General features: G+C 68.6%; 17 protein-coding genes. 4 read left to right on the forward strand and 13 right to left on the reverse strand.

The genetic code is table 11. From position 1 onward, the window contains the following. The first annotated feature begins 86 nt into the window (after positions 1 to 86). A complete protein-coding gene (gene pyk, locus ACUDCK_RS04250) occupies positions 87 to 1529 on the forward strand; it encodes a pyruvate kinase (protein WP_049071484.1) in 1443 nt (480 codons plus the stop codon). 76 nt (positions 1530 to 1605) lie between these two features. On the opposite strand, the gene ACUDCK_RS04255 is transcribed toward pyk, so the two are convergent. Then, positions 1606 to 2835 carry a nucleoside recognition domain-containing protein gene (locus ACUDCK_RS04255; protein WP_063583964.1) on the reverse strand — a complete coding sequence of 410 codons (1230 nt, stop codon included), beginning with the start codon at positions 2833 to 2835 and terminating at the stop codon, positions 1606 to 1608. A gap of 147 nt (positions 2836 to 2982) precedes the next feature. Here ACUDCK_RS04255 and ACUDCK_RS04260 point away from each other — a divergent pair, with 147 nt between their 5' ends. Then, entirely contained in the window at positions 2983 to 5250 is a 2268-nt protein-coding gene (locus tag ACUDCK_RS04260; RefSeq protein ID WP_175168164.1) for an acyl-CoA dehydrogenase, read from the forward strand. On the opposite strand, the gene def is transcribed toward ACUDCK_RS04260, so the two are convergent. The 8 genes from def to glyQ form a co-directional block, all read right to left on the reverse strand. Continuing rightward, positions 5238 to 5771, reverse strand: coding sequence for a peptide deformylase (gene def, locus ACUDCK_RS04265; protein ID WP_006388854.1), 534 nt, complete (start codon positions 5769 to 5771; stop codon positions 5238 to 5240). The genes ACUDCK_RS04260 and def overlap by 13 nt on opposite strands. 17 nt (positions 5772 to 5788) lie before the next feature. Then, entirely contained in the window at positions 5789 to 6184 is a 396-nt protein-coding gene (gloA, locus tag ACUDCK_RS04270; RefSeq protein ID WP_049071490.1) for a lactoylglutathione lyase, read from the reverse strand. A gap of 11 nt (positions 6185 to 6195) precedes the next feature. Next, entirely contained in the window at positions 6196 to 7332 is a 1137-nt protein-coding gene (locus tag ACUDCK_RS04275) for a 2-aminoethylphosphonate--pyruvate transaminase (protein WP_175168165.1), read from the reverse strand. A gap of 87 nt (positions 7333 to 7419) precedes the next feature. Continuing rightward, the gene (locus tag ACUDCK_RS04280; protein WP_175168166.1) at positions 7420 to 8403 is read right to left on the reverse strand and encodes a M48 family metallopeptidase; all 984 of its coding nucleotides are present in this window, start codon (positions 8401 to 8403) and stop codon (positions 7420 to 7422) included. After that, positions 8390 to 9118, reverse strand: a complete 729-nt coding sequence (locus ACUDCK_RS04285; protein ID WP_049071494.1) for a lysophospholipid acyltransferase family protein — start codon at positions 9116 to 9118, stop codon at positions 8390 to 8392. The genes ACUDCK_RS04280 and ACUDCK_RS04285 overlap by 14 nt, the downstream gene beginning before the upstream one ends. After that, positions 9118 to 9657, reverse strand: a complete 540-nt coding sequence (gmhB, locus tag ACUDCK_RS04290) for a D-glycero-beta-D-manno-heptose 1,7-bisphosphate 7-phosphatase (protein WP_116792237.1) — start codon at positions 9655 to 9657, stop codon at positions 9118 to 9120. The genes ACUDCK_RS04285 and gmhB overlap by 1 nt, the downstream gene beginning before the upstream one ends. Then, positions 9654 to 11792: a glycine--tRNA ligase subunit beta gene (glyS, locus tag ACUDCK_RS04295; protein ID WP_445659287.1), complete on the reverse strand. Its 2139-nt coding sequence runs from the start codon at positions 11790 to 11792 to the stop codon at positions 9654 to 9656. Before glyS ends, gmhB begins: the two co-directional genes overlap by 4 nt. Beyond that, positions 11793 to 12704 carry a glycine--tRNA ligase subunit alpha gene (gene glyQ, locus ACUDCK_RS04300; RefSeq protein ID WP_006388861.1) on the reverse strand — a complete coding sequence of 304 codons (912 nt, stop codon included), beginning with the start codon at positions 12702 to 12704 and terminating at the stop codon, positions 11793 to 11795. It lies immediately after the preceding gene. A gap of 258 nt (positions 12705 to 12962) precedes the next feature. On the opposite strand from glyQ, the gene ACUDCK_RS04305 reads away from it, so the two are divergent. Both ACUDCK_RS04305 and ACUDCK_RS04310 read left to right on the forward strand, forming a co-directional pair. Continuing rightward, complete coding sequence (locus ACUDCK_RS04305; RefSeq protein WP_054416447.1) at positions 12963 to 13730, forward strand: crotonase/enoyl-CoA hydratase family protein; 768 nt, start codon at positions 12963 to 12965, stop codon at positions 13728 to 13730. Positions 13731 to 13890: 160 nt separating this feature from the next. Then, on the forward strand, positions 13891 to 15414 hold the full coding sequence (locus tag ACUDCK_RS04310; protein WP_445659288.1) for a fumarate hydratase: 1524 nt from the start codon (positions 13891 to 13893) through the stop codon (positions 15412 to 15414). A gap of 111 nt (positions 15415 to 15525) precedes the next feature. On the opposite strand, the gene ACUDCK_RS04315 is transcribed toward ACUDCK_RS04310, so the two are convergent. From ACUDCK_RS04315 to ACUDCK_RS04330, 4 genes are all read right to left on the reverse strand, one after another. Then, positions 15526 to 16992, reverse strand: coding sequence for a methyl-accepting chemotaxis protein (locus tag ACUDCK_RS04315; RefSeq protein WP_445659289.1), 1467 nt, complete (start codon positions 16990 to 16992; stop codon positions 15526 to 15528). A 122-nt stretch (positions 16993 to 17114) separates the two neighbouring features. Beyond that, positions 17115 to 18344 (reverse strand): CaiB/BaiF CoA transferase family protein, encoded by a 1230-nt coding sequence (locus tag ACUDCK_RS04320; protein ID WP_175142037.1) that lies wholly within the window; start codon positions 18342 to 18344, stop codon positions 17115 to 17117. After that, on the reverse strand, positions 18341 to 19201 hold the full coding sequence (locus ACUDCK_RS04325; protein WP_175168168.1) for a MaoC/PaaZ C-terminal domain-containing protein: 861 nt from the start codon (positions 19199 to 19201) through the stop codon (positions 18341 to 18343). The genes ACUDCK_RS04320 and ACUDCK_RS04325 overlap by 4 nt, the downstream gene beginning before the upstream one ends. 7 nt (positions 19202 to 19208) lie before the next feature. Then, a complete protein-coding gene (locus ACUDCK_RS04330; protein ID WP_144657167.1) occupies positions 19209 to 20123 on the reverse strand; it encodes an SDR family NAD(P)-dependent oxidoreductase in 915 nt (304 codons plus the stop codon). Positions 20124 to 20128 lie beyond the last annotated feature (5 nt).

A 20128-nucleotide genomic window follows, 5' to 3' on the forward strand; every position in this document is an offset into this window, starting at 1 on the left:
GAGGGTCGGGATGTCGATCATGATACCCGCGTGTCCGCCGCCGTCGTACCATAGCGCTTTCGTTGTTCATGTGAGAGTGGATCGCCATGCCTGTATTGCGCCGCACCAAAATTGTCGCCACCCTGGGCCCCTCGACGTCGACGCCGGAACGCATCGACGCCATGATCAAGGCCGGCCTGGACGTGGCGCGGCTGAACTTCTCGCACGGCAGCGCCGACGACCACCGCGAGCGCGCCCGCCTGGTGCGCGAGAGCGCCGCGCGGCAGGGCCGCTTCGTCGCCATCATGGGCGACCTGCAGGGCCCCAAGATCCGCATCGCGCGTTTCACCGACAAGCTGGTGCAGTTGCAGGTGGGCCAGCCGTTCACGCTGTCTCGGGTGCATCCGAAGGACGCCGGCACGGCCAGCATCGTCGGCATCGACTATCCCGAGCTGGTGACGGACTGCCGCGTCGGCGACGAGCTGCTGCTCGATGACGGCCGCGTGGTGCTGGTGGTCGACCGCGTCGAGGGCGACGAAGTCCACACCACCGTCACGGTGGGCGGCCCGCTGTCCAACAACAAGGGCATCAACCGGCGCGGCGGCGGCCTGTCGGCGCCGAGCCTGACCGACAAGGACCGCGTCGATATCAAGCTGGCGGCCGAGATGCAGCTCGACTACGTGGCGGTGTCGTTCCCGCGCTATGGCAGCGACATCGACGAGGCGCGCGAACTGCTGCGCGCCGCCGGCAGCGAAGCCTGGATCATCGCGAAGATCGAGCGCGCCGAAGCGGTGGCCGACGACGAGGCGCTGGACGCGCTGATCCGCGCCAGCGACGGCGTGATGGTGGCGCGCGGCGACCTGGGCGTGGAAGTGGGCGACGCCGAACTGGTCGGCATCCAGAAGCGCATCATCCAGCATGCCCGCACCCTGAACAAGGTGGTGATCACCGCGACCCAGATGATGGAGTCGATGATCTCCAGCCCGATGCCCACGCGCGCCGAAGTCTCGGACGTGGCCAACGCGGTGCTCGACTACACCGACGCGGTGATGCTGTCGGCCGAAAGCGCCTCGGGTTCGTATCCGGTCGAGACGGTGCAGGCCATGGCGCGCGTCTGCCTGGGCGCGGAAAAGCATCCCACCAGCACGCAGTCGCACCATCGCCTGGGCGAGACCTTCACGCGCTGCGACGAAACCATCGCGCTGGCGGCCATGTACGCGGCCAACCATTTCCCGGGCGTCAAGGCCATCATCGCGCTGACCGAAAGCGGCCACACGCCGCTGATCATGTCGCGCATCCGCTCGGGCGTGCCGATCTACTGCTACAGCCCGCACAGCATCACGCAGAACCGCGTGACCATGTTCCGCGGCGTCTACACCATCCCGTTCGCGCCGTCGGACTACGAGCCGGCGGATCTGAGCAACGCCGCCATCGACGAGCTGAAGAAGCGCAATCTGGTGAAAGCGGGTGACTGGGTGATCCTGACCAAGGGCGACTTCTACCGCGACAGCGGCGGCACCAACGGCATGAAGATCCTGCTGGTGGATTGAGCGGTCTCGCGGCGCGCGGCGCCTGTAGGCAGGCCCGGCGCGCCGTCGCGGCAGCGTGGCTGGCGGCCGGCGCCGTTCAGCCGAAGAACCAGTAGCACACGCCGATGGCCGCCAGCACGCCGGCCAGATCGGCGACCAGCGCGCAACCCACCGCATGGCGCGCGCGCAGGATGCCGACCGAACCGAAATACACCGCCAGCACGTAGAAGGTGGTTTCGGTGCTGCCTTGCACCACCGCCGCCAGCAGCGCGGGGAAGCTGTCCACGCCGAAGTGCGTCATGGTTTCGAGCATCATGGCGCGCGCCGCGCTGCCCGAGAACGGCTTGACCAGCGCGGTCGGCAGCGCGTCGACGAAGCGCGTGTCCCAGCCGGCATTGGCGGCCAGCCAGCGGATGCCGTCGAGCAGGAAGTCGAGCGCGCCCGAGGCCCGCAACACGCCGACCGCGCACAGCATCGCCACCAGGTAGGGCAGCAGGCTCTTGGCGATGTCGAAGCCTTCCTTGGCGCCTTCGATGAAGGCCTCGTAGACCGGCACCTTCTTGCAGGCGCCGACGATGAGAAAGGCCAGCAGGATGCCGAACAGCGCCAGGTTGCCCATCAGCGACGACAGCGCGGCGATGGCGCTGGCCGACATGCTGGCCAGCAGCGCCATGAAGCCGCCCAGCAGCAGCGCCGCGCCGCCCAGCCACAGCATCACGACCGGATCGAGCAGCCGCAGGCGCTGGCACGCCGCCACCGCCAGGAAGCCGGCCAGCGTCGAGGCGCTGGTGGCCAGCAGGATGGGCAGGAACACCAGGGTCGGGTCGGCCGCGCCCTGCTGCGCGCGGAACATGAACAGCGTCACCGGCAGCAGCGTCAGCGACGAGGCGTTGAGCACCAGGAACAGGATCTGGGCGTTGCTGGCGGTGTCGGGCTTGGGATTGAGCGCTTGCAGTTCGCGCATCGCGCGCAAGCCGATGGGCGTGGCGGCATTGTCCAGGCCCAAGCCGTTGGCGGCGAAGTTGAGCGTGATCAAGCCGATCGCGGGGTGGTTGCGCGGCACCTCGGGCATCAGGCGCGCGAACAGCGGTCCCAGCAGCCGCGCCAGCCGTTCCACCAGCCCGGCGCTTTCGGCGATGCGCAGGAATCCCAGCCACAGCGTCAGCGTGCCGAACAGCAGCACCATCACCTCGACCGACACCCGCGCCATGTCGAACAGGCTGGCGACCATGGCGCGGAACACGTCCGGGTCGCCGATGGCCAGCCAGCGGTACAGCGCGGCCGCGGCGGCAGTCAGGAAGAAGCCCAGCCAGAGTTTGTTCAGCATGCGGTGTGTGCCCGGATAGCGAAGGGAATGCGCACCAGCGCGGGGAGGCCCATTGTCGCAGAGTCGGACCCATGGGGTTTGTCCCCGATGGCCCAATTCTGGTACTTTGCCCTGATATGCCCAGTGGCATCGAACGAGAGAGAGCACATGGATTTCAACGCCTGGCGCCGGCGCCGCATCTCCGAACCCGCATACCGTTGGGCCCGCAACGCGATGCCGCCGCTCTCGGCCACCGAACGCGAGGCCATCGAGGCCGGCGACACCTGGTGGGAAGCCGACCTGTTCACCGGCAATCCCGACTGGCGCAAGCTGCTGGACGTGCCCGCCGCCGCCCTGACGCCGGATGAGCAACGCTTCATCGACGGCCCGGTGGCGCAGTTGTGCGCCATGCTGGACGAATGGGACATCACCTGGCATCGGCGCGACCTGCCGCCCGAGGTCTGGGCCTTCCTGAAGGCGCAGCGCTTCTTCGGCATGATCATCCCCAAGCGCCACGGCGGCCTGGGCTTCTCGCCCTACGCCCACTCCGAGATCGTGCGGCGCATTTCCGCCTATTCCATCACCGCCGGCGTCACGGTCATGGTGCCCAATTCGCTGGGGCCGGGCGAGCTGCTGATGCAGTTCGGCACCCAGGCCCAGCGCGATTATTGGCTGCCGCGGCTGGCCGACGGCCGCGAGGTGCCGTGCTTCGGCCTCACCAGCCCCGAGGCCGGCTCGGATGCCGCGTCCATGGTGGATACCGGCGTGGTCTGTCGCCAGGTGGTGGACGGTCGTGAGCTGATCGGCGTGCGCCTGAACTGGCACAAGCGCTACATCACGCTGGGGCCGGTGGCCACGGTGCTGGGGCTGGCGTTCAAGATGTCGGATCCCGACGGCATCCTGGGCGGCGCGCGCGATATCGGCATCTCGGTGGCGCTGGTGCCGACCGATGCGCCCGGCGTCGAGATCGGCCGCCGCCACCTGCCGGCGATGCAGGTGTTCCAGAACGGACCCAATCGCGGCCGCGACGTGTTCGTGCCGCTGGACGCGCTGATCGGCGGCGTCGAGCGCGCCGGGCACGGCTGGCAGATGCTGATGAGCGCGTTGGCGGCGGGGCGCGGCATTTCCTTGCCGTCGCTGTCGGCGGCGGCGTGCGTGATGAGCGCGCACGCCACCGGCATGTACGCCCGGGTGCGCGAGCAGTTCGGCATCCCCGTTGGCAAGTTCGAGGGCGTGCAGGAAAAGCTGGCCAGCCTGGCGGCCAACGCCTACCTGGTGGAAGCGGCCCGGCGCCTGACCTGCGCCGCGCTGAACCAGGGCGTGAAGCCGGCGGTGGTGTCGGGCATCATGAAATACCACGCCACCGAGCGCATGCGGGTGTCGGTCAACGACGCCATGGACGTGCATGCCGGCCGCGCGGTGATCGACGGACCCAGCAACTACCTGGGCGCGCTGTACCGGGCGGTGCCCATCGCCATCACGGTCGAGGGCGCCAACATCCTGACGCGCAACCTGATCATCTTCGGCCAGGGCGCGATCCGCGCCCACCCCTACCTGATGCCGGAGATCCTGGCGCTGGGCAATCCCGACGAAGAACGCGGCATGGAAGTGTTCCACGACGTGTTCTGGCGCCACCTGCGCCATACCGGCATGAACACGCTGCGCGCCATCGGCCGCGCCTGGACCGGCGGCCTGCTGGCGCCGTCGCCGGTATCCGGCCCCACCGCCGGCCACTACCGTCGGCTGGGCCGCTATGCGGCCGGCTTCGCGCTGCTGGCCGACGCCGCGCTGGCGCGCCTGGGCGGCGGCCTCAAGCGCCGCGAGATGATCTCGGCGCGGCTGGGCGACATCCTGGCCGAACTCTATCTGTTGTCGGCGGTGCTCAAGCGCTGGGAAGACGAGGGGCGCAAGCACGACGACCTGCCGCTGGTGCGTTGGTGCATGGCGCAGGGCTATGCCGAGATCGAAAAACGCATGGACCAGGTGTTGTCGAACCTGCCTGGCCGGCCGTTGGCCTGGGCATTGCGCGCCGCCATCCTGCCGTTGCGGCTGGCCAAGGGGCCGGACGACGCGCTCAGCCGCGAATGCGCGGAGCTGCTGCTCAAGCCGTCGCCGACCCATGCGCGGCTGGCGGCCGACCTGCAACGTTCAGCGGGCGCCCAGGGCGATGAGGATCCGCTGGCGCTGCTGACCCGCGCCTTCGCCCTGGTCGACGCGGTGCAACCGATCCGTGACCGGCTGCGCCAGTCTGGCGTGCGCGATTGGCGCGAGGCGCACCGGCACGGCGCCATCACGGCGACGCAGGCGGCGCAGTTGGAAGAGGCCGAGGCGATCGTCGCGCGGGTGCTGCAGGTGGATGATTTCGCGCCGGAGGAACTGGCGCCGGGGCAGGCGCCGGACCCGGCTCCCGCCCCGAAGAACGATCAGTCGTCCTGATTCGGATCCATGCCCGGGAACAGGATTTCGGTGAAGCCGAACTTCGAGAAATCCTGGATCCGGGAAGGATAGAGCCGGCCGATCAGGTGGTCGCACTCGTGCTGCACCACGCGGGCGTGGAAGCCCTCGGCCTCGCGGTCGATGTCGCGGCCGTAGGGATCCTTGCCCTGGTAGCGGATGTGGCGGTAGCGCGGCACCAGGCCGCGCAGCCCCGGCACCGACAGGCAGCCTTCCCAGCCGTCTTCCATGTCGTCGGACAGCGGCGTGATGACCGGATTGCACAGGATCGTCTGCGGCACCGCCGGCGCGTCGGGATAGCGCTCGTTGCGGTCGAAGCCGAAGATGACCAGTTGCAGGTCGACGCCGATCTGCGGCGCGGCCAGGCCCACCCCTTGCGCCGCCGCCATGGTCTCGAACATGTCTTCGATCAGGGCGTGCAGCTCGGGGGTATCGAAGCGCTCGACCGGCGGCGCGACGCGCAGCAGCCGGGGATCGCCCATTTTGAGGATGGAGTGGATCATGGCGATGGCGGGTGGGTTCAGTCCACTCGTCCTTTCTTCTGGATGAACTCGATCTTGTAGCCGTCCGGGTCCTCGACGAAGGCGATCACGGTGGTGCCGTGCTTCATCGGGCCGGCCTCGCGGGTGACCTTGCCGCCGCGTTCCTTGACCTTGTCACAGGCTTCGTAGGCGTTGTCGACTTCCAGGGCGATGTGGCCATAGCCGTTGCCCAGGTCGTACTTGTCGGTGTCCCAATTGTGGGTCAGCTCGATCACCGCGCCTTCCGATTCATCCTGGTAGCCGACGAAGGCCAGCGTGAACTTGCCGTCCGGGTAGTCGTTGCGGCGCAGGACGCGCATGCCGAGCACGTTGGTGTAGAAGTCGATGGACTTGTCGAGATTGCCGACTCGCAGCATGGTGTGGAGCATACGCATGGTGGAATTCCTTAAGCGATGAGAGGTGGCGGGAAACCCTGGACGTGGGGTTCCCCGGTTATGCCGAGGTCTTGCAGCGCGCCGCCCATGGCGTCGACCGCAAGCCGCATCTGGTCGGGCCCGAAGGCGCCGATGCAACCGACCCGGAAAGTGGGCAGTTCGGTGTTGGTGAAATTGCTGAGCACGAAGCCGCGCTGCTTGAGCGCGTCCACGAACAGTTGCAGGTTCCAGGTCGGCGCGTCGGGCGCATGCACGTTGACGACGATCGGGCCCTGCAGCGCGGGCGGCAGGTAGGGGCGGAGCCCCAGGCCGGCCACGCCGTCGTAGAGGGTGCGCATGTTGGCGGTGTAGCGCGCCAGCCGGGCTTCGCGGCCTTCATGATGATACAGCTCCAGCGCCACGGCCAGCGCCGCCAGCGTCGGCGCTGGCGGGGTGAAGCGCGGGCCGGCGTTGGGCGCCAGGGTGTGCTGGTAGATGTCGGCCAGGTCCAGAGACCAACTGCCGGCGTTGCCGCGCGCGGCCTCCAGGCTGTCGCGGCGGCCCACCACGAAGGCGGCGCCGGGCAGGCCTTCCAGGCATTTGTTGGCCGTCAGCACCACGGCGTCCACGGCGGGCAGGGCGCGCATGTCGAGCGGCAATGCGCCGAACGCCGAGACCGCGTCGACGATGACGCGGCGACCCAGCGCGTGGGCGATGCGGGCCAGTTCCGGCACGTCGTGGCAGATGCCGCTGCCGGTCTCGCTGTAGACCAGCGCAACGTGCGTCAGGCTCGGGTCCTGCTCCAGCGCCTGTGCCACGGCCTGCGGGTCGACGCGGTCACGCGCGCCCACGTACAGCGGCACGGCGACGCGGCCGGCCTCGGCGGCCAGCTTCTGCAGGCGGCCCGCGTAGGCGCCGGTGGACGGCACCAGCAGGCGGCCGCCGGACGGCACCAGGGTGCGGATGGCGGCTTCCACCGCGAAGTGGCCGCAGCCCGGCAGCGCCAGCGCCACGTGCGTGTCCGCGTCGGCCTCGGCCACGCGCAGCACGTCGGCGCAGACCTGGCGGTACAGCGCGCGGAATTCGTTGTCCCAGGGCGCATAGTCCTGCGCCATGGCGGCCTTCACCCGCGCATCGGTCGTGACCGGGCCGGGAATCAGCAGAAGCATGGTGTGTCTCCGTGGGTGCTCATGCGAGGCTTCTTTTAGTGGGAACACGCCCCTGGGCCGGTTGCGCGGGCGTCTCTCGCACCGACCCTAGAATTGCGGCAGCGAGGCGGGGTCGTGGCGCCGCAGCACGTTCTTGGCTTCCTCGAAGTCGGGCAGGATCTGGCCGACCTCGCGCCAGAAATCCTGGCTGTGGTTCATTTCGCGCAGGTGCGCCAGTTCGTGCGCGATGACGTAGTCGATGATGGCCGGCGCGAAATGGATCAGGCGCCAGTTCAGCATGATGTTGCCGTCGCTGGTGCACGAACCCCAGCGCGTGGCCGCCGACGACAGGCGCCAGCGGCGGATCTTCAGGCCGCTGATCTGCAGGAAGTGCGCCAGCCGGGCGCCGAACCAGGCGCCGGCGCGCTGCTGCAGCCAGGCCTGGGCGGCGTCGCGGATGCGGCCCTGGTCGGCGTCGGCCGGCAGCGCCAGCCACAGCGTGTCGCCGTCGGCCGGGGCGTCGGCATCGCCGGACAGGCGGGTCTGGCGGCTGTCGCCGCCCACGCCCAGCACGATGCGCTTGCCCAGGTAGGGCAGCTCGCCGCCCGCCTGCCAGCGCGTGTGGGCCATGGCGAGCTGCTGCTTGCGGGTGTGCCATTCGCGCAGCTTGGCGACGATCCAGCGGGATTTCTCGCGCACCGCGTCGTCGATCTGCGCCAGCGTGACCCAGTTGGGCGCCGTGACGCGCAGGCCGTCGTCGGTGATGACGAAGCCGATGCTGCGGCGGCGCGAGCGCAGCAGCACGAAGCCGATGGGTTGCGGATCGGTGTCCACCTCGCGCCAGCGCGCGCCGGGCGGCAGCGGATCGGGGCAGGGGGTGGGCACGCGCGCGGCGGCGTTGGGCGACAGCGTCAGCAGCGGTTCGCCGGCCGGCTTGGGCGCGGAAGAGGCAGGAGGAGGGAACAGCGGCGCGGGCGGCGTGGCCACCGGCGCCTTGGGCGGCGCGGGAGACGCGCTCAAGGGCGACGCGTCAGCAGACGCGTCGGAGTCTTGCACGTCGAACAGGAGTTCGAGCTGGTCAGTGCTGGGCATACCTTTCTGGATTGAGACGCCGCATTTCCCCTTCGATCCAGTCCTGCACTTTCTGGTTCAGTTCCTCGGGGGAGATTCCCTTCGATTCTATCGCGGGTCCGATGGACAGCGTAACCATGCCCGGATATTTGACGAAGGCATTGCGGCGCCAGCATTCGCCGGCATTGTGCGCCACCGGGATGACCACCGCGCCGGTGCGCGAGGCCAGCAACGCGCCGCCCATCTTGAAGCGCGCGGTCTTGCCGGGCGGCACGCGGGTGCCTTCCGGGAACAGCAGCGGCCAGCGGCCTTCGTCCAGCCGGACCTGTCCCTGCTTGACCACCTGCTCGAAGGCGTCGCGGCCCTTGGAGCGGTCGATGGCGATCATGCGCAGCAACGCCAGGCCCCAGCCGAAGAACGGCACCATGTGCAGTTCCTTCTTGTAGACGAAGCAGACTTCGCGCGGCATGTAGGCCGGGAAGAACAGCGTTTCCCAGGCCGACTGGTGCTTGGACAGCAGCACCGCCGGGCCGTCAGGCAGGTTTTCCCAGCCCTTGACCTGCCAGCGGATGCCGCAGAACACCTTGGCGCCCCAGATCGCCAGGCGCGGCCAGCCCACCGTGAGCTTGTAGCGCAGGTGCAGCGGCAGCGGCGCCCACAGCACGCAGGCGAAGGCATAGGGGATGACCGTGATGGCCAGGAACAGGAAATAAAGGAGCGAGCGCAGCCGGGCCATCAGTTGTCCTGGAGCAAGGCGTCGACCACGGCCGACAGGTCGTCGCAGACCCGCGTGTTCTCGGGCAGGCCGCCCTTGGCCAGCGTCTTCTTGCCGTTGCCGGTCAGCACCAGCCACGGCGCGCAGCCGGCAGCGGTGGAGGCCTGCAGGTCGCGCAGCGAGTCGCCCACGGCCGGCACGCCGGCCAGGTCGACGTCATAGCGGTGGCCGATCTGCTCGAACATGCCGGGACGCGGCTTGCGGCAGGTGCAGTCATCGTCCGGGCCGTGCGGGCACATGAAGACGGCGTCCACGCTGCCGCCGACGGCGGCCAGCTCGCGCCGCATCTTGGTGTGGATGGCGGTCAGCGTGTCCATGTCGAACAGGCCGCGCGCCAGGCCGGACTGGTTGGTGGCGACCACCACCGTCCAGTCCGCCTGCGTCAGGCGGGCGATGGCCTGCAGGCTGCCGGGCAGGGCGATCCATTCGTCGGGACTTTTGACGAAGGCGTCGCTGTCCTGGTTGATGACGCCGTCGCGGTCGAGGATGATGAGCTTCACTGTGCCAGCCTGGAAATGTCAGCGACCTGGTTCATCAGGGTGTGCAACTGGCCCAGCAGCGCCAGCCGGTTGGCGCGCACCGCGGGGTCTTCGGCCATGACCATGATGTCGGCGAAGAAAGCGTCCACCGGCTCGCGCGCCTGCGCCAGCGTGCGCAGGTTGGCGGCGAAGTCGCCGGCGGCCAGTTGCGCCTCGGCCTGCGGACGCAGCGCGGCGATGGCGGCGGCCAGCGCCTTTTCGGCGGGCTCGACCAGCGCGGCGTCATTGACCGCGCCGATCTCGCCCTCGGCCTTCTTGAGCAGGTTGCCGATGCGCTTGTTGGCGGCGGCCAGGCTGGCGGCTTCGGGCATCTGCGCGAAGGCGGCGGCGGCGCGCACGCGCTCGCCCACCTGGTGCAGCGGCGGCGTCAGGGCGATGACGGCCTCGACCGCGTTGCGGTCGTGCTCGTTGATCAACTGGTTGCGGTAGCGTTCGTAGATGAAGGCGCGCACTTCCGCCAGCGTGTCGGCGGGGATCTTGCCGGCCGGGAAGGTGGCGGCGGTGGCGGCCAGCAGGCCGTCCAGCGACAGCGGGCCGTCCTGGTTGAGCTTGAGCCAGCCGCCGGCGGCCAGTTGCTCGAAGGCGCTGATCAGGCCCAGCGCGGCGCGGCGCAGGCCGAAGGGGTCGCGTTCGCCGGTGGGCGCCAGGCCAATGGCCCAGATGCCGACCAGGGTCTCGGCGCGTTCGGCGATGAACAGCGTGGCGGCGGTCAGGTCGTCCTGCGAGACCGGCGTGTCGTAACGGTTGCGGTACTGGGTGCGCAGCGCCTGCACGACGCAGTCCGGCTCGCCGTCGCCGGCGGCATAGTAGGCGCCCATGATGCCTTGCAGCTCGGGGAACTCGCCCACCATGTTCGAGCCCAGGTCGGCCTTGGCCAGCAGCGCGGCGCGGTCGGCGGCGGCGACGTCGCCGCCCAGCTTGCCGGCCACGTCGCGGGCGATGGCGCGCACGCGCTCGACGCGTTCGAGCTGGGTGCCCAGCTTGTTGTGGTAGACGATCGAGCCCAGTTGCTCGACGCGCGCGGCCAGCGGCGTCTTGCGGTCGGTCTCGAAGAAGAACTGGGCGTCGGCCAGGCGCGGGCGCACCACGCGCTGGTTGCCTTCGACGATGTTCACCGGGTTGTCCGTGCGCATGTTGCTCACGATCAGGAAGCGGTGCGTCAGGCGGCCGCTGGCCGGGTCGAACAGCGGGAAGTACTTCTGGTTCAGGCGCATGGTCAGGATCAGGCATTCCTGCGGCACTTGCAGGAACTGTTCCTCGAACTCGCCGACGTAGACGGTGGGGTGTTCGACCAGGGCGGTGACTTCATCGAGCAGGGCGGCCACTTCGGGGTCGTCGCCCAGCGTGGCCGACAGGCGGCCGGCGTGGTCCAGCAACTGGCGCTGGATCTCGTCGCGGCGGCCTTCGAACGAGGCCACCACGCGGCCCTTTTCGGCCAGGGTGGCGGCGTAGGCGTCGGCATCGGCGATGGCGATGGCGCCGCTGCTCATGTAGCGGTGGCCCAGCGTCTCGCGGCCGGCGGTCAGGCCGAGGGCGGTCACGGGGACCACGTCGGCGCCGAACAGCGCGATCAGGCCGTGCGCCGGGCGCACGAACTTGACCGTGGTCTCGCCGTCGGCCAGTTGGTAGCGCATGACCTTGGGGATCGGCAGGCCATCGATGGCCGCGTCGATGCCTTCCTGCAGGCCGGCGGCCAGCGCGGCGCCGGGGGCGGTGCCGCGGGCGACCAGGTAATCCTGCTTGCCGTCGGATTCCCGTTCCAGGGTGGCCAGGTCGATGTTTTCCAGGCCCTTGGCGGCCAGCTTCTTCTGCAGCGCCGGGGTGGCCTTGCCGTCTTCGGTCAGGCCGATCTTCACCGGCATCAGCTTTTCGGCGTAGGCCTGGTCGGGCGCCTGGGCCAGCACGGCCGACAGGCGCACCGCCAGGCGGCGCGGCGTGGCGTAGGGCTCGACGGCGCAGCCGTCGGCCAGCAGGCCGTGGCGCGCCAGCGTGGCGCGCACGCACTCGGCGAAAGCCTGGCCCAGCTTCTGCAGGGCCTTGGGCGGGAGTTCTTCGGTCAGCAGCTCGACCAGCAGGGGGCGGATGTTCGTCGTCATTTATGCAGCCTCCCCGGCGGCCTTGTCGCGGCCCAGCATGGGAAAGCCCAGTCGTTCGCGGGAATCGTAGTAGGCCTGCGCGACGGCGCGCGACAGGTTGCGGATGCGGCCGATATAGGCGGCGCGCTCGGTCACGCTGATCGCGCCGCGCGCGTCCAGCATGTTGAAGGTGTGCGCGGCCTTGAGCGTGGCTTCATAGGCCGGCAGGGCCAGCGGCACGTCCATCAGGCGCTTGGCCTCGGCTTCGTAGTCGTTGAAGTGCGCGAACAGCATCTCGGCCGACGAGTATTCGAAGTTGTAGGTGGATTGTTCCACTTCGTTCTGGTGGAACACGTCGCGGTACAGCACGCGGCGGCCGTTGGCGCCTTCGGTCCAGACCAGGTCGTACACGCTCTGCACGTCCTGCAGGTACATGGCCAGGCGTTCCAGGCCGTAGGTGATCTCGCCCGTGGTCGGGGTGCAATCCAGGCCGCCGACCTGCTGGAAGTAGGTGAACTGGGTCACTTCCATGCCGTTGAGCCACACTTCCCATCCCAGGCCCCAGGCGCCCAGCGTCGGGTTTTCCCAGTCGTCCTCGACAAAACGGATGTCGTGCTGGGTCGGGTCGATGCCCAGCGCCTTGAGCGAGCCGATGTACAGGTCCAGGATTTCCGGGGGCGCGGGTTTCAGCACCACCTGGTACTGGTAGTAGTGCTGCAGGCGGTTGGGGTTCTCGCCGTAGCGGCCATCCTTGGGGCGGCGCGAGGGCTGCACGTAGGCCGCGCGCCAGGGCTCCGGGCCGATCGCCCGCAGGAACGTGGCGGTGTGCGAGGTGCCGGCGCCGACTTCCATGTCGTAGGGCTGCAGCAGGGCGCAACCCTGCTTGTCCCAGTATTCCTGGAGCGTAAGGATGATTTGCTGAAAGGTGAGCATAGGATTCTTGGAATTCGATCGCCGGGCGACGTCTGCCGTGGGCGTGGGAAACCGGGCATTTTAACTGGCCCGGGGCGGCCCCGGGGGCGGACCCCGGGATTGCGGTTACATCCTGGCCGTTACATCTCGGACGAGGCGTGCTCCAGGCGGACACCGGCGGCGCGGCGCCCTGCGGCTGTCCGGCATTGGTCGTATCATTCCAGGTTGACCAGTCTTATATAAAACCAACATCCCCAAAACCCCGGAAGGAGCATCCGCATGTCTGACCTGATCAAGGTGGAAGTCGCCGACGGCATCCAGATCATCACCATCAATCGCCCCGAGGCCAAGAACGCCATCAACCTGGAAACCGCCCAGGCCATGGCCGCCGCGCTGGATCAACTGGACAGCCGCGACGACGTGCGCATCGGCATCCTGACGGGCGCGGGCGGCACGTTCTCGTCGGGCATGGATCTGAAGGCCTTCGCCAAGTCGGGCCAGCGTCCGTACGTGGAGGGCCGCGGTTTCGCCGGCCTGAACGAAGCGCCGCCGAAAAAGCCGCTGATCGCCGCGGTCGAAGGCTATGCGCTGGCCGGGGGCTGCGAGATGGCGCTGGCGTCCGACCTGATCGTGGCCGCCAGCAACGCCAAGTTCGGCCTGCCCGAAGTCAAGCGCGGCCTGGTGGCCGGCGCCGGCGGCATGCTGCGCCTGCCGCGCCGCCTGCCGTACCACATCGCCATGGAAGTGATCCTGACCGGCGACATGCTGGGCGCCGAGCGCGCCTACGGCTTCGGCCTGGTCAACCGCCTGACCGAGCCGGGCGGCGCCCTGGCCGGCGCGCTGGAACTGGCCCGCGCCATTGTCGAGAACGGCCCGCTGTCGGTGCAGACCGCCAAGAGCATCGTGGCGCAGTCCGGCGACTGGACCCAGGAAGAGATGTTCAGCCGCCAGCGTCCGTTGATCGCCCACATCTTCTCGTCGGCCGACGCCAAGGAAGGCGCCACGGCTTTCGCGGAGAAGCGCAAGCCGGTCTGGCAAGGCAAATAAATGGGTGCCCCCACGCCGCGCTCGCCATGCGAGCTAGCTGCCCCCCGCGGGGGCTCTTTTGCCTTGGGGCGGCCCGGCGGCAAAAGCAATCCTTTCACCAGCGCGGCTGGCCGGTAGGTCGGCCGCGTTTTCACGTTCCCTTCGTTAATCGCATATCGCCATGTCCGTCCTCATCAAAGAAGAAGACTTCATCCAGTCGATAGCCGATGGCATTCAGTTCATCAGCTATTACCACCCCGTCGACTACATCCGCCACCTGGCCCGCGCCTACGAGCGCGAGGAAAGCCCGGCCGCGCGCGACGCGATGGCGCAGATCCTGACCAACTCGCGCATGTGCGCCGAGGGCAAGCGCCCGCTGTGCCAGGACACCGGCATCGTCAACGTGTTCCTGAAGGTCGGCATGGGCGTGCGCTTCGACACCAAGCGCACCCTGCAGGAACTGTGCGACGAAGGCGTGCGCCGCGGCTACCTGAACCCGGACAATCCCCTGCGCGCCTCGGTGCTGGACGATCCGCTGTTCGCCCGCAAGAACACTCGCGACAACACGCCCTGTATCCTGCACGTCGAGCTTGTCCCGGGTGACAAGGTCGACGTGCAACTGGCTTCGAAGGGCGGCGGTTCGGAAAACAAGTCCAAGTTCGCCATGCTCAACCCCAGCGATTCGCTGGTGGACTGGGTGCTCAAGACGGTCCCGACCATGGGCGCCGGCTGGTGCCCGCCGGGCATGCTGGGCATCGGCGTCGGCGGCACCGCCGAAAAGGCCATGCTGATGGCCAAGCAGTCGCTGATGGAAGACATCGACATGTACGAACTGCTGGCCCGCGGCCCGCAGAACAAGCTCGAAGAGCTGCGCATCGAGCTGTACGAAAAGGTCAACGCGCTGGGCATCGGCGCGCAGGGCCTGGGCGGCCTGACCACCGTGCTGGACGTCAAGATCAACACCTTCCCGACGCACGCGGCCTCCAAGCCGGTCGCCATGATCCCGAACTGCGCGGCCACCCGCCACGCCCACTTCGAGCTGGACGGCTCGGGCCCGGCGCGCCTGGACCCGCCGTCGCTGTCGGAATGGCCGGAAGTGCACTGGGCGCCGGACTACAACAAGTCCAAGCAGGTCGACCTGAACACGCTGACCAAGGAAGAGGTCGCCAGCTGGAAGCCGGGCCAGACCCTGCTGCTGTCGGGCAAGATGCTGACCGGCCGCGACGCCGCGCACAAGCGCATCCAGGACATGCTGGCCAAGGGCGAGCCGCTGCCGGTGGACTTCACCAACCGCGTCATCTACTACGTCGGCCCGGTCGATCCGGTGCGCGACGAAGTGGTGGGCCCGGCCGGTCCGACCACCGCCACCCGCATGGACAAGTTCACCGACATGATGCTGGAGCAGACTGGCCTGATCGCGATGATCGGCAAGTCCGAGCGCGGCCCCGTCGCGATCGAGTCGATCAAGAAGCACGGCTCGGCCTACCTGATGGCCGTGGGCGGCGCGGCCTACCTGGTGTCCAAGGCGATCCGCGGCGCCAAGGTGCTGGGTGTCGCCGACCTGGGCATGGAAGCCATCTATGAGTTCGACGTGAAGGACATGCCGGTGACCGTGGCGGTTGACGCCCAGGGCACTTCGGTCCACACCACCGGGCCGAAGGAATGGCAGGCCCGGATCGGCAAGATCCCGGTCGCCGCCGCGTAAACGGGCGACAGGAACGCGAAAAGGGCGCCGGTGACGGCGCCCTTTTTTTCCCGGGGACGATTCGCGGCCTGCCGTCGGCGCGGGCGCCCGTGGCCGCCCGATCAGGGCCGGTCAGTAGCGCACGTACTCCAGCGCCGATTGCGAGGACGCCGGCGCGCGGGGCGCCGCGGCCCGCGCCGACGCCGCTTCGCGCGCCGCCTCGGGTCGGTCCTGGGTCTCATAAGCGCTCTGCAGTTCGTGCGCCGCCTCGGCCGTCATCTGGGTGATGTCCTCGGTGACTTCGCCCAGCTTGGCCGATTGCGCCAGCGAGACCTCCACCACTTCGCCCATGATCTCGGTGACCCGCCGCGACGAGGTCACGATGTTCTCCATGGTGGCGCCGGCGGACTGCACCTGTTCGGCACCGTTGCCGATCTGCTGGACCGAGGTGGTGATCAGGTCCTTGATCTCCTTGGCCGCGGATGCGCTGTTCTGGGCCAGGCTGCGCACTTCCGCCGCCACCACGGCGAAGCCCTTGCCGTGCGGGCCGGCGCGCGCCGCCTCGACCGCGGCATTGAGCGCCAGGATATTGGTCTGGAACGCGATGCCGTCCATCACGCCGATGATCTCCGAAATGCGCTTGGAACTGTCGGTGATGGCGCCCATGGTGGCCACCACGCCGGCCACGGTCTTGCCGCCTTCCTCGGCGACCTGGCAGGCGTCGCGGGCCAGCGTGTTGGCCTGGCTGGCGCGCTCGGCGTTCTCGGTCAGGCCCTGCACGGCCACGCGCAGCGTCTGCGCGGCGGTGAAACGCTTGGTGATGTCGGTGGCGAACTTCACCACCTTGAAGGGCCGGCCCTCGGCATCGAAGATCGGGTTGTAGCTGGCCTCGATCCAGACGCGGCGGCCGCCCTTGCCGATGCGCAGGTATTGGCCGGTGTCGTATTCGCCGCCGCGCAGCTTGCGCCAGAATTCCTTGTAGGCGGGGCCGCGGACTTCCTCGGGCAGCACCAGCATGCTGTGGTGGCGGCCGCGCAGTTCGTCTTCGCGGTAGCCCATGGCGTCCAGGAACAGGTCGTTGGCGCGGATGATGGTGCCATCCAGCCCGAACTCGATGATGCCCTGCACCTTGGAGATGGCGGCAAGCTGGCCCTCAGTGTCGGCCTGGCGGCGCTGCTGCTCGGTGACGTCGGTGGCGTACTTGACCACCTTGAAGGGCCGGCCGGAGGCGTCGAGGATCGGGTTGTAGCTGGCCTGCAGCCAGACGTCGCTGCCGTCCTTGTGGATGCGGCGGTAGCGGCCCGCGTCGTACTCGCCACGCTTGAGCTTGGCCCAGAAGGCCTGGTATTGCGGGCAGTCGCGTCGATCGGCTGCGACGAAGATGCGATGGTGCTGCCCCAGCAGTTCGTCGAGCGTGTAACCCATGGCATCGAGGAAATTCTGGTTGGCCATGAGCACATGGCCGTCCAGGTCGAACTCGATGACCGCCTGCGCCTTGTGGATGGCCGCGATCTGGCCGAGAAGATCCGCATTCCGTGTGTCGCGCGTGCGCCGAAACAGGCGCCGGAACACGCGCCTCAAGGGTCTGGTCACTGGCATGGTGGCTCGCTCGGCGCAATAGGGAGTGGATCGGACGGTGGCCGAAATCATAAGGTCAAAACCCTGGCCGAATGTGAGCCTTCATTCGTTATATCGTCTGATAAGTGAGATCCTCAATCACGTTAGCGGATCCGCGTCGACACGAATTCCGCGATGGCCCGTGGCGATTTTCCCAACACCTCGCGCAGCACCTCCTCGGTGTGCTGGCCCAGCAGCGGCGGCGCGCGTCGGTACACCACGGGGGAGTCCGAGAACCGCAGCGGGCTGGCCGTCACCGGCGCCGCGCCACCCCCCGGGTGCGGCAGGTCGCGGCGCAATTGCCGCGCCTGCGTCTGCGGGTGGGCGAAGGCCTGGGCGATATTGTTGATCGGGCCGCAGGGCACGCCCACGGCCTCCAGTTTGGCGATCCAGTCATCGCGCCGGCCCTGGCGCATGATGTCGGCCAGCAGCTCCACCAGCAGCTCGCGATTGGCCACGCGCAGCCGGTTGGTGGCAAAGCGCGGATCGTCCCCCAGCTCCGGCGCGCCGATGGCCTTGCAATAGGCGCGGTACTGCGATTCGTTGCCGGTGGCCACGATCAGATGGCCGTCGCTGGCGGCGAAGACCTGGTAGGGCACCACGTTCTGGTGCGCGTTGCCGGCGCGCGTCGGCGCCACGCCGGAATTGAAATAGTTGGAATTCTGGTTGGCCAGCAGCGCCACGTGGCTGTCGAGCAGCGCGATGTCCAGGTGCTGGCCCAGCCCGCTGCGGTGGCGTTCCTGCAGCGCCGCCAGGATCGCCACCGTCGCATACATGCCGGTGACGATATCGGTGACTGCCACGCCGGCCTTCTGCGGTCCGCCGCCGGGCAGGTCGTCGCGTTCGCCGGTGATGCTCATCAGCCCGCCCATGCCCTGGATCATAAAGTCATAGCCGGGACGTTGCGCGAACGGACCGTCCTGGCCGAAGCCGGTGATGGAGCAATAGATCAGGCGCGGATTGATGGCCTTCAGGCTGGCATAGTCCAGGCCGTACTTGGCCAGCCCGCCGACCTTGAAGTTCTCGACCAGGATATCGCTGACCGTCGCCAGTTCGCGGATCAGCGCCGCGCCTTGCGGCGTGGCCATGTCGGCCTCGACCGAGCGCTTGTTGCGGTTGGCGCTGAGGTAATAGGCGGATTCGTTGGTGTCGACGCCATTGCCGTCCTTCAGGAAGGGCGGGCCCCAGGCGCGGGTGTCGTCGCCGACGCCGGGACGCTCGATCTTGATGACGTCGGCGCCCAGGTCGGCCAGGTTCTGCGTGCACCACGGGCCTGCCAGGATGCGCGACAGGTCCAGCACCCGGATGCCGTCCAATGCGGGCGGACGCATCATGATTGCACCTCGGCGGCGCCATGGCTCATGACGACGACGTCGCGTTCGACGGCGCGGGCGATGAAGCGGATCTGGCCGTCCGGCATGCGCCACATATCGCATTGCAAGGTCTCGCCCGGATAGACCGGCGCCGAGAAGCGCGCATCCAGCCGGGTCAGGCGGGAGGCATCGTAGTCGCACCAGGTCTTGACCAGCGCGTGCGCGGCGATGCCGTAGGAGCACAGGCCATGCAGGATCGGCTTGGGATAACCCGCCTGATGCGCGACCTCGGGGTCGGCGTGCAGCGGATTGCGATCGGCGTTCAGGCGGTACAGCAGCGCCGCCTGCGGCGGAATGCGCAGTTCGCAGCGGCGCTCCGGCTCGCCCTGCGGCGCGGCGGGCAGCGGCTCGGGGCTGGCGTCGCCCTGGCCGAAGCCGCCGTCGCCACGGCAGAAAGTGCTTTGCCGCAAGGTGGCCAGGTGCGTGCCGGCGTTGTCGTGCAGCGTGCGTTCGGTGACCACGATCGCGCCTTTGTCCGCGCCCTTGTCGATCACGTGGGTGACGCGGCTCCTGCCGATCACGGTGCCGGACGTGGGCAGGGGCGCGTGCACCGCCAGGCGCTGCTCGCCATGCACCAGCCGGACCCAGTCGATGCCGGCGCGCGGGTCGCTCATCCAGAAGCCCGGATAGCCCAGCACCACGCTCATGGTGGGAAAGGCGCGCAGGTCTTTCTCGTACACGTAGCGCAGTTGCCGCTCGTCTTCCGGATCCTGCCCCAGGCCGATGCCCAGGGCGTAGAGCATCGTGTCCTTGTCGTCGTAGTGCTGGCGCACGTCGTCGAAGCGCCAGTGCTTCACGGTTGCGTAATCGAGTGGCATGGCGGCCTCAGATGGGATCCCAGTCGATCACGTCGGGCGAGCGCTCCAACGCGTAGAAATGCTTGCGCATGGCCGGCACGGCGATCTCGCCGATCAGCTCGGGCGTCCAGCCTTCGCCGTGGTGCACGCTGCGCAGCGGCCGCGGCTGGCTCATCAGCATGATCTCGTTGGCGCGCACCGCGAACACCTGCGCGGTGATGGCGCTGGCCGCGTCGCTGGCCAGGTACACCGCCATGGGCGCGACCTTGTTGGCCTCCATCTTCTTCAGCTTTTCGACGCGCGCCTTCTCCTCGTCGGTCTCGGCGGGAATGGAGCTGGTCATGCGGCTCCAGGCGAACGGCGCGATGCAGTTCGAGCGCACGTTGTAGCGCGCCATGTCGAGCGCGATCGACTTGGACAGCGCGACGATGCCGAGCTTGGCGGCGGCATAGTTGGCCTGGCCGAAATTGCCGATCAGCCCGGACGTGGACGTCATGTGCACGAAGGCGCCGGATTCCTGCTCGCGGAAATAGGGCGCGGCGGCGCGGCTCATGAAGAACGAGCCGTTCAGGTGCACGTCGATGACCTGGCGCCACTCCTCCTCGCTCATCTTGTGGAATACGCGGTCGCGCAGGTTGCCGGCGTTGTTGACCACCGCATCGATGCGCCCGAAGGCGTCGATGGCGGTCTGGATGACGCGGCTGGCGCTGTCGTACGCGGCCACGCTGTCGGTGTTGGCGACGGCCTGTCCGCCCGCCGCGACGATCTCGCTTGCCACGGCCTGCGCGGGGCCTTCGCCGCCGCCCTCGCCGGTGAGCGAGACGCCGATGTCGTTGACCACGACCTTTGCGCCCGCCTGCGCCATGGCCAGCGCGATGCCGCGGCCGATGCCGCCGCCCGCGCCTGTAACGACCACTACCTTGCCGGAAACAATACCGCTCATTGGGG

This window comes from Achromobacter sp. CF-sbj1-Ac2-l (genome assembly GCF_052698165.1).

What these genes read in the sequence shown, in the direction of transcription:
- ACUDCK_RS04285 (WP_049071494.1), bottom strand. Translation starts at nt 9,118, where the DNA reads ATGGCCCGGCTGCGCTCGCTCCTTTATTTCCTGTTCCTGGCCATCACG.
- ACUDCK_RS04260 (WP_175168164.1), top strand. Translation starts at nt 2,983, where the DNA reads ATGGATTTCAACGCCTGGCGCCGGCGCCGCATCTCCGAACCCGCATAC.
- ACUDCK_RS04315 (WP_445659289.1), bottom strand. Translation starts at nt 16,992, where the DNA reads ATGCCAGTGACCAGACCCTTGAGGCGCGTGTTCCGGCGCCTGTTTCGG.
- ACUDCK_RS04280 (WP_175168166.1), bottom strand. Translation starts at nt 8,403, where the DNA reads ATGCCCAGCACTGACCAGCTCGAACTCCTGTTCGACGTGCAAGACTCC.
- def (WP_006388854.1), bottom strand. Translation starts at nt 5,771, where the DNA reads ATGATCCACTCCATCCTCAAAATGGGCGATCCCCGGCTGCTGCGCGTC.
- ACUDCK_RS04305 (WP_054416447.1), top strand. Translation starts at nt 12,963, where the DNA reads ATGTCTGACCTGATCAAGGTGGAAGTCGCCGACGGCATCCAGATCATC.
- gloA (WP_049071490.1), bottom strand. Translation starts at nt 6,184, where the DNA reads ATGCGTATGCTCCACACCATGCTGCGAGTCGGCAATCTCGACAAGTCC.
- ACUDCK_RS04330 (WP_144657167.1), bottom strand. Translation starts at nt 20,123, where the DNA reads ATGAGCGGTATTGTTTCCGGCAAGGTAGTGGTCGTTACAGGCGCGGGC.
- ACUDCK_RS04275 (WP_175168165.1), bottom strand. Translation starts at nt 7,332, where the DNA reads ATGCTTCTGCTGATTCCCGGCCCGGTCACGACCGATGCGCGGGTGAAG.
- glyS (WP_445659287.1), bottom strand. Translation starts at nt 11,792, where the DNA reads ATGACGACGAACATCCGCCCCCTGCTGGTCGAGCTGCTGACCGAAGAA.
- pyk (WP_049071484.1), top strand. Translation starts at nt 87, where the DNA reads ATGCCTGTATTGCGCCGCACCAAAATTGTCGCCACCCTGGGCCCCTCG.
- ACUDCK_RS04320 (WP_175142037.1), bottom strand. Translation starts at nt 18,344, where the DNA reads ATGATGCGTCCGCCCGCATTGGACGGCATCCGGGTGCTGGACCTGTCG.
- ACUDCK_RS04255 (WP_063583964.1), bottom strand. Translation starts at nt 2,835, where the DNA reads ATGCTGAACAAACTCTGGCTGGGCTTCTTCCTGACTGCCGCCGCGGCC.
- glyQ (WP_006388861.1), bottom strand. Translation starts at nt 12,704, where the DNA reads ATGCTCACCTTTCAGCAAATCATCCTTACGCTCCAGGAATACTGGGAC.
- ACUDCK_RS04310 (WP_445659288.1), top strand. Translation starts at nt 13,891, where the DNA reads ATGTCCGTCCTCATCAAAGAAGAAGACTTCATCCAGTCGATAGCCGAT.
- ACUDCK_RS04325 (WP_175168168.1), bottom strand. Translation starts at nt 19,201, where the DNA reads ATGCCACTCGATTACGCAACCGTGAAGCACTGGCGCTTCGACGACGTG.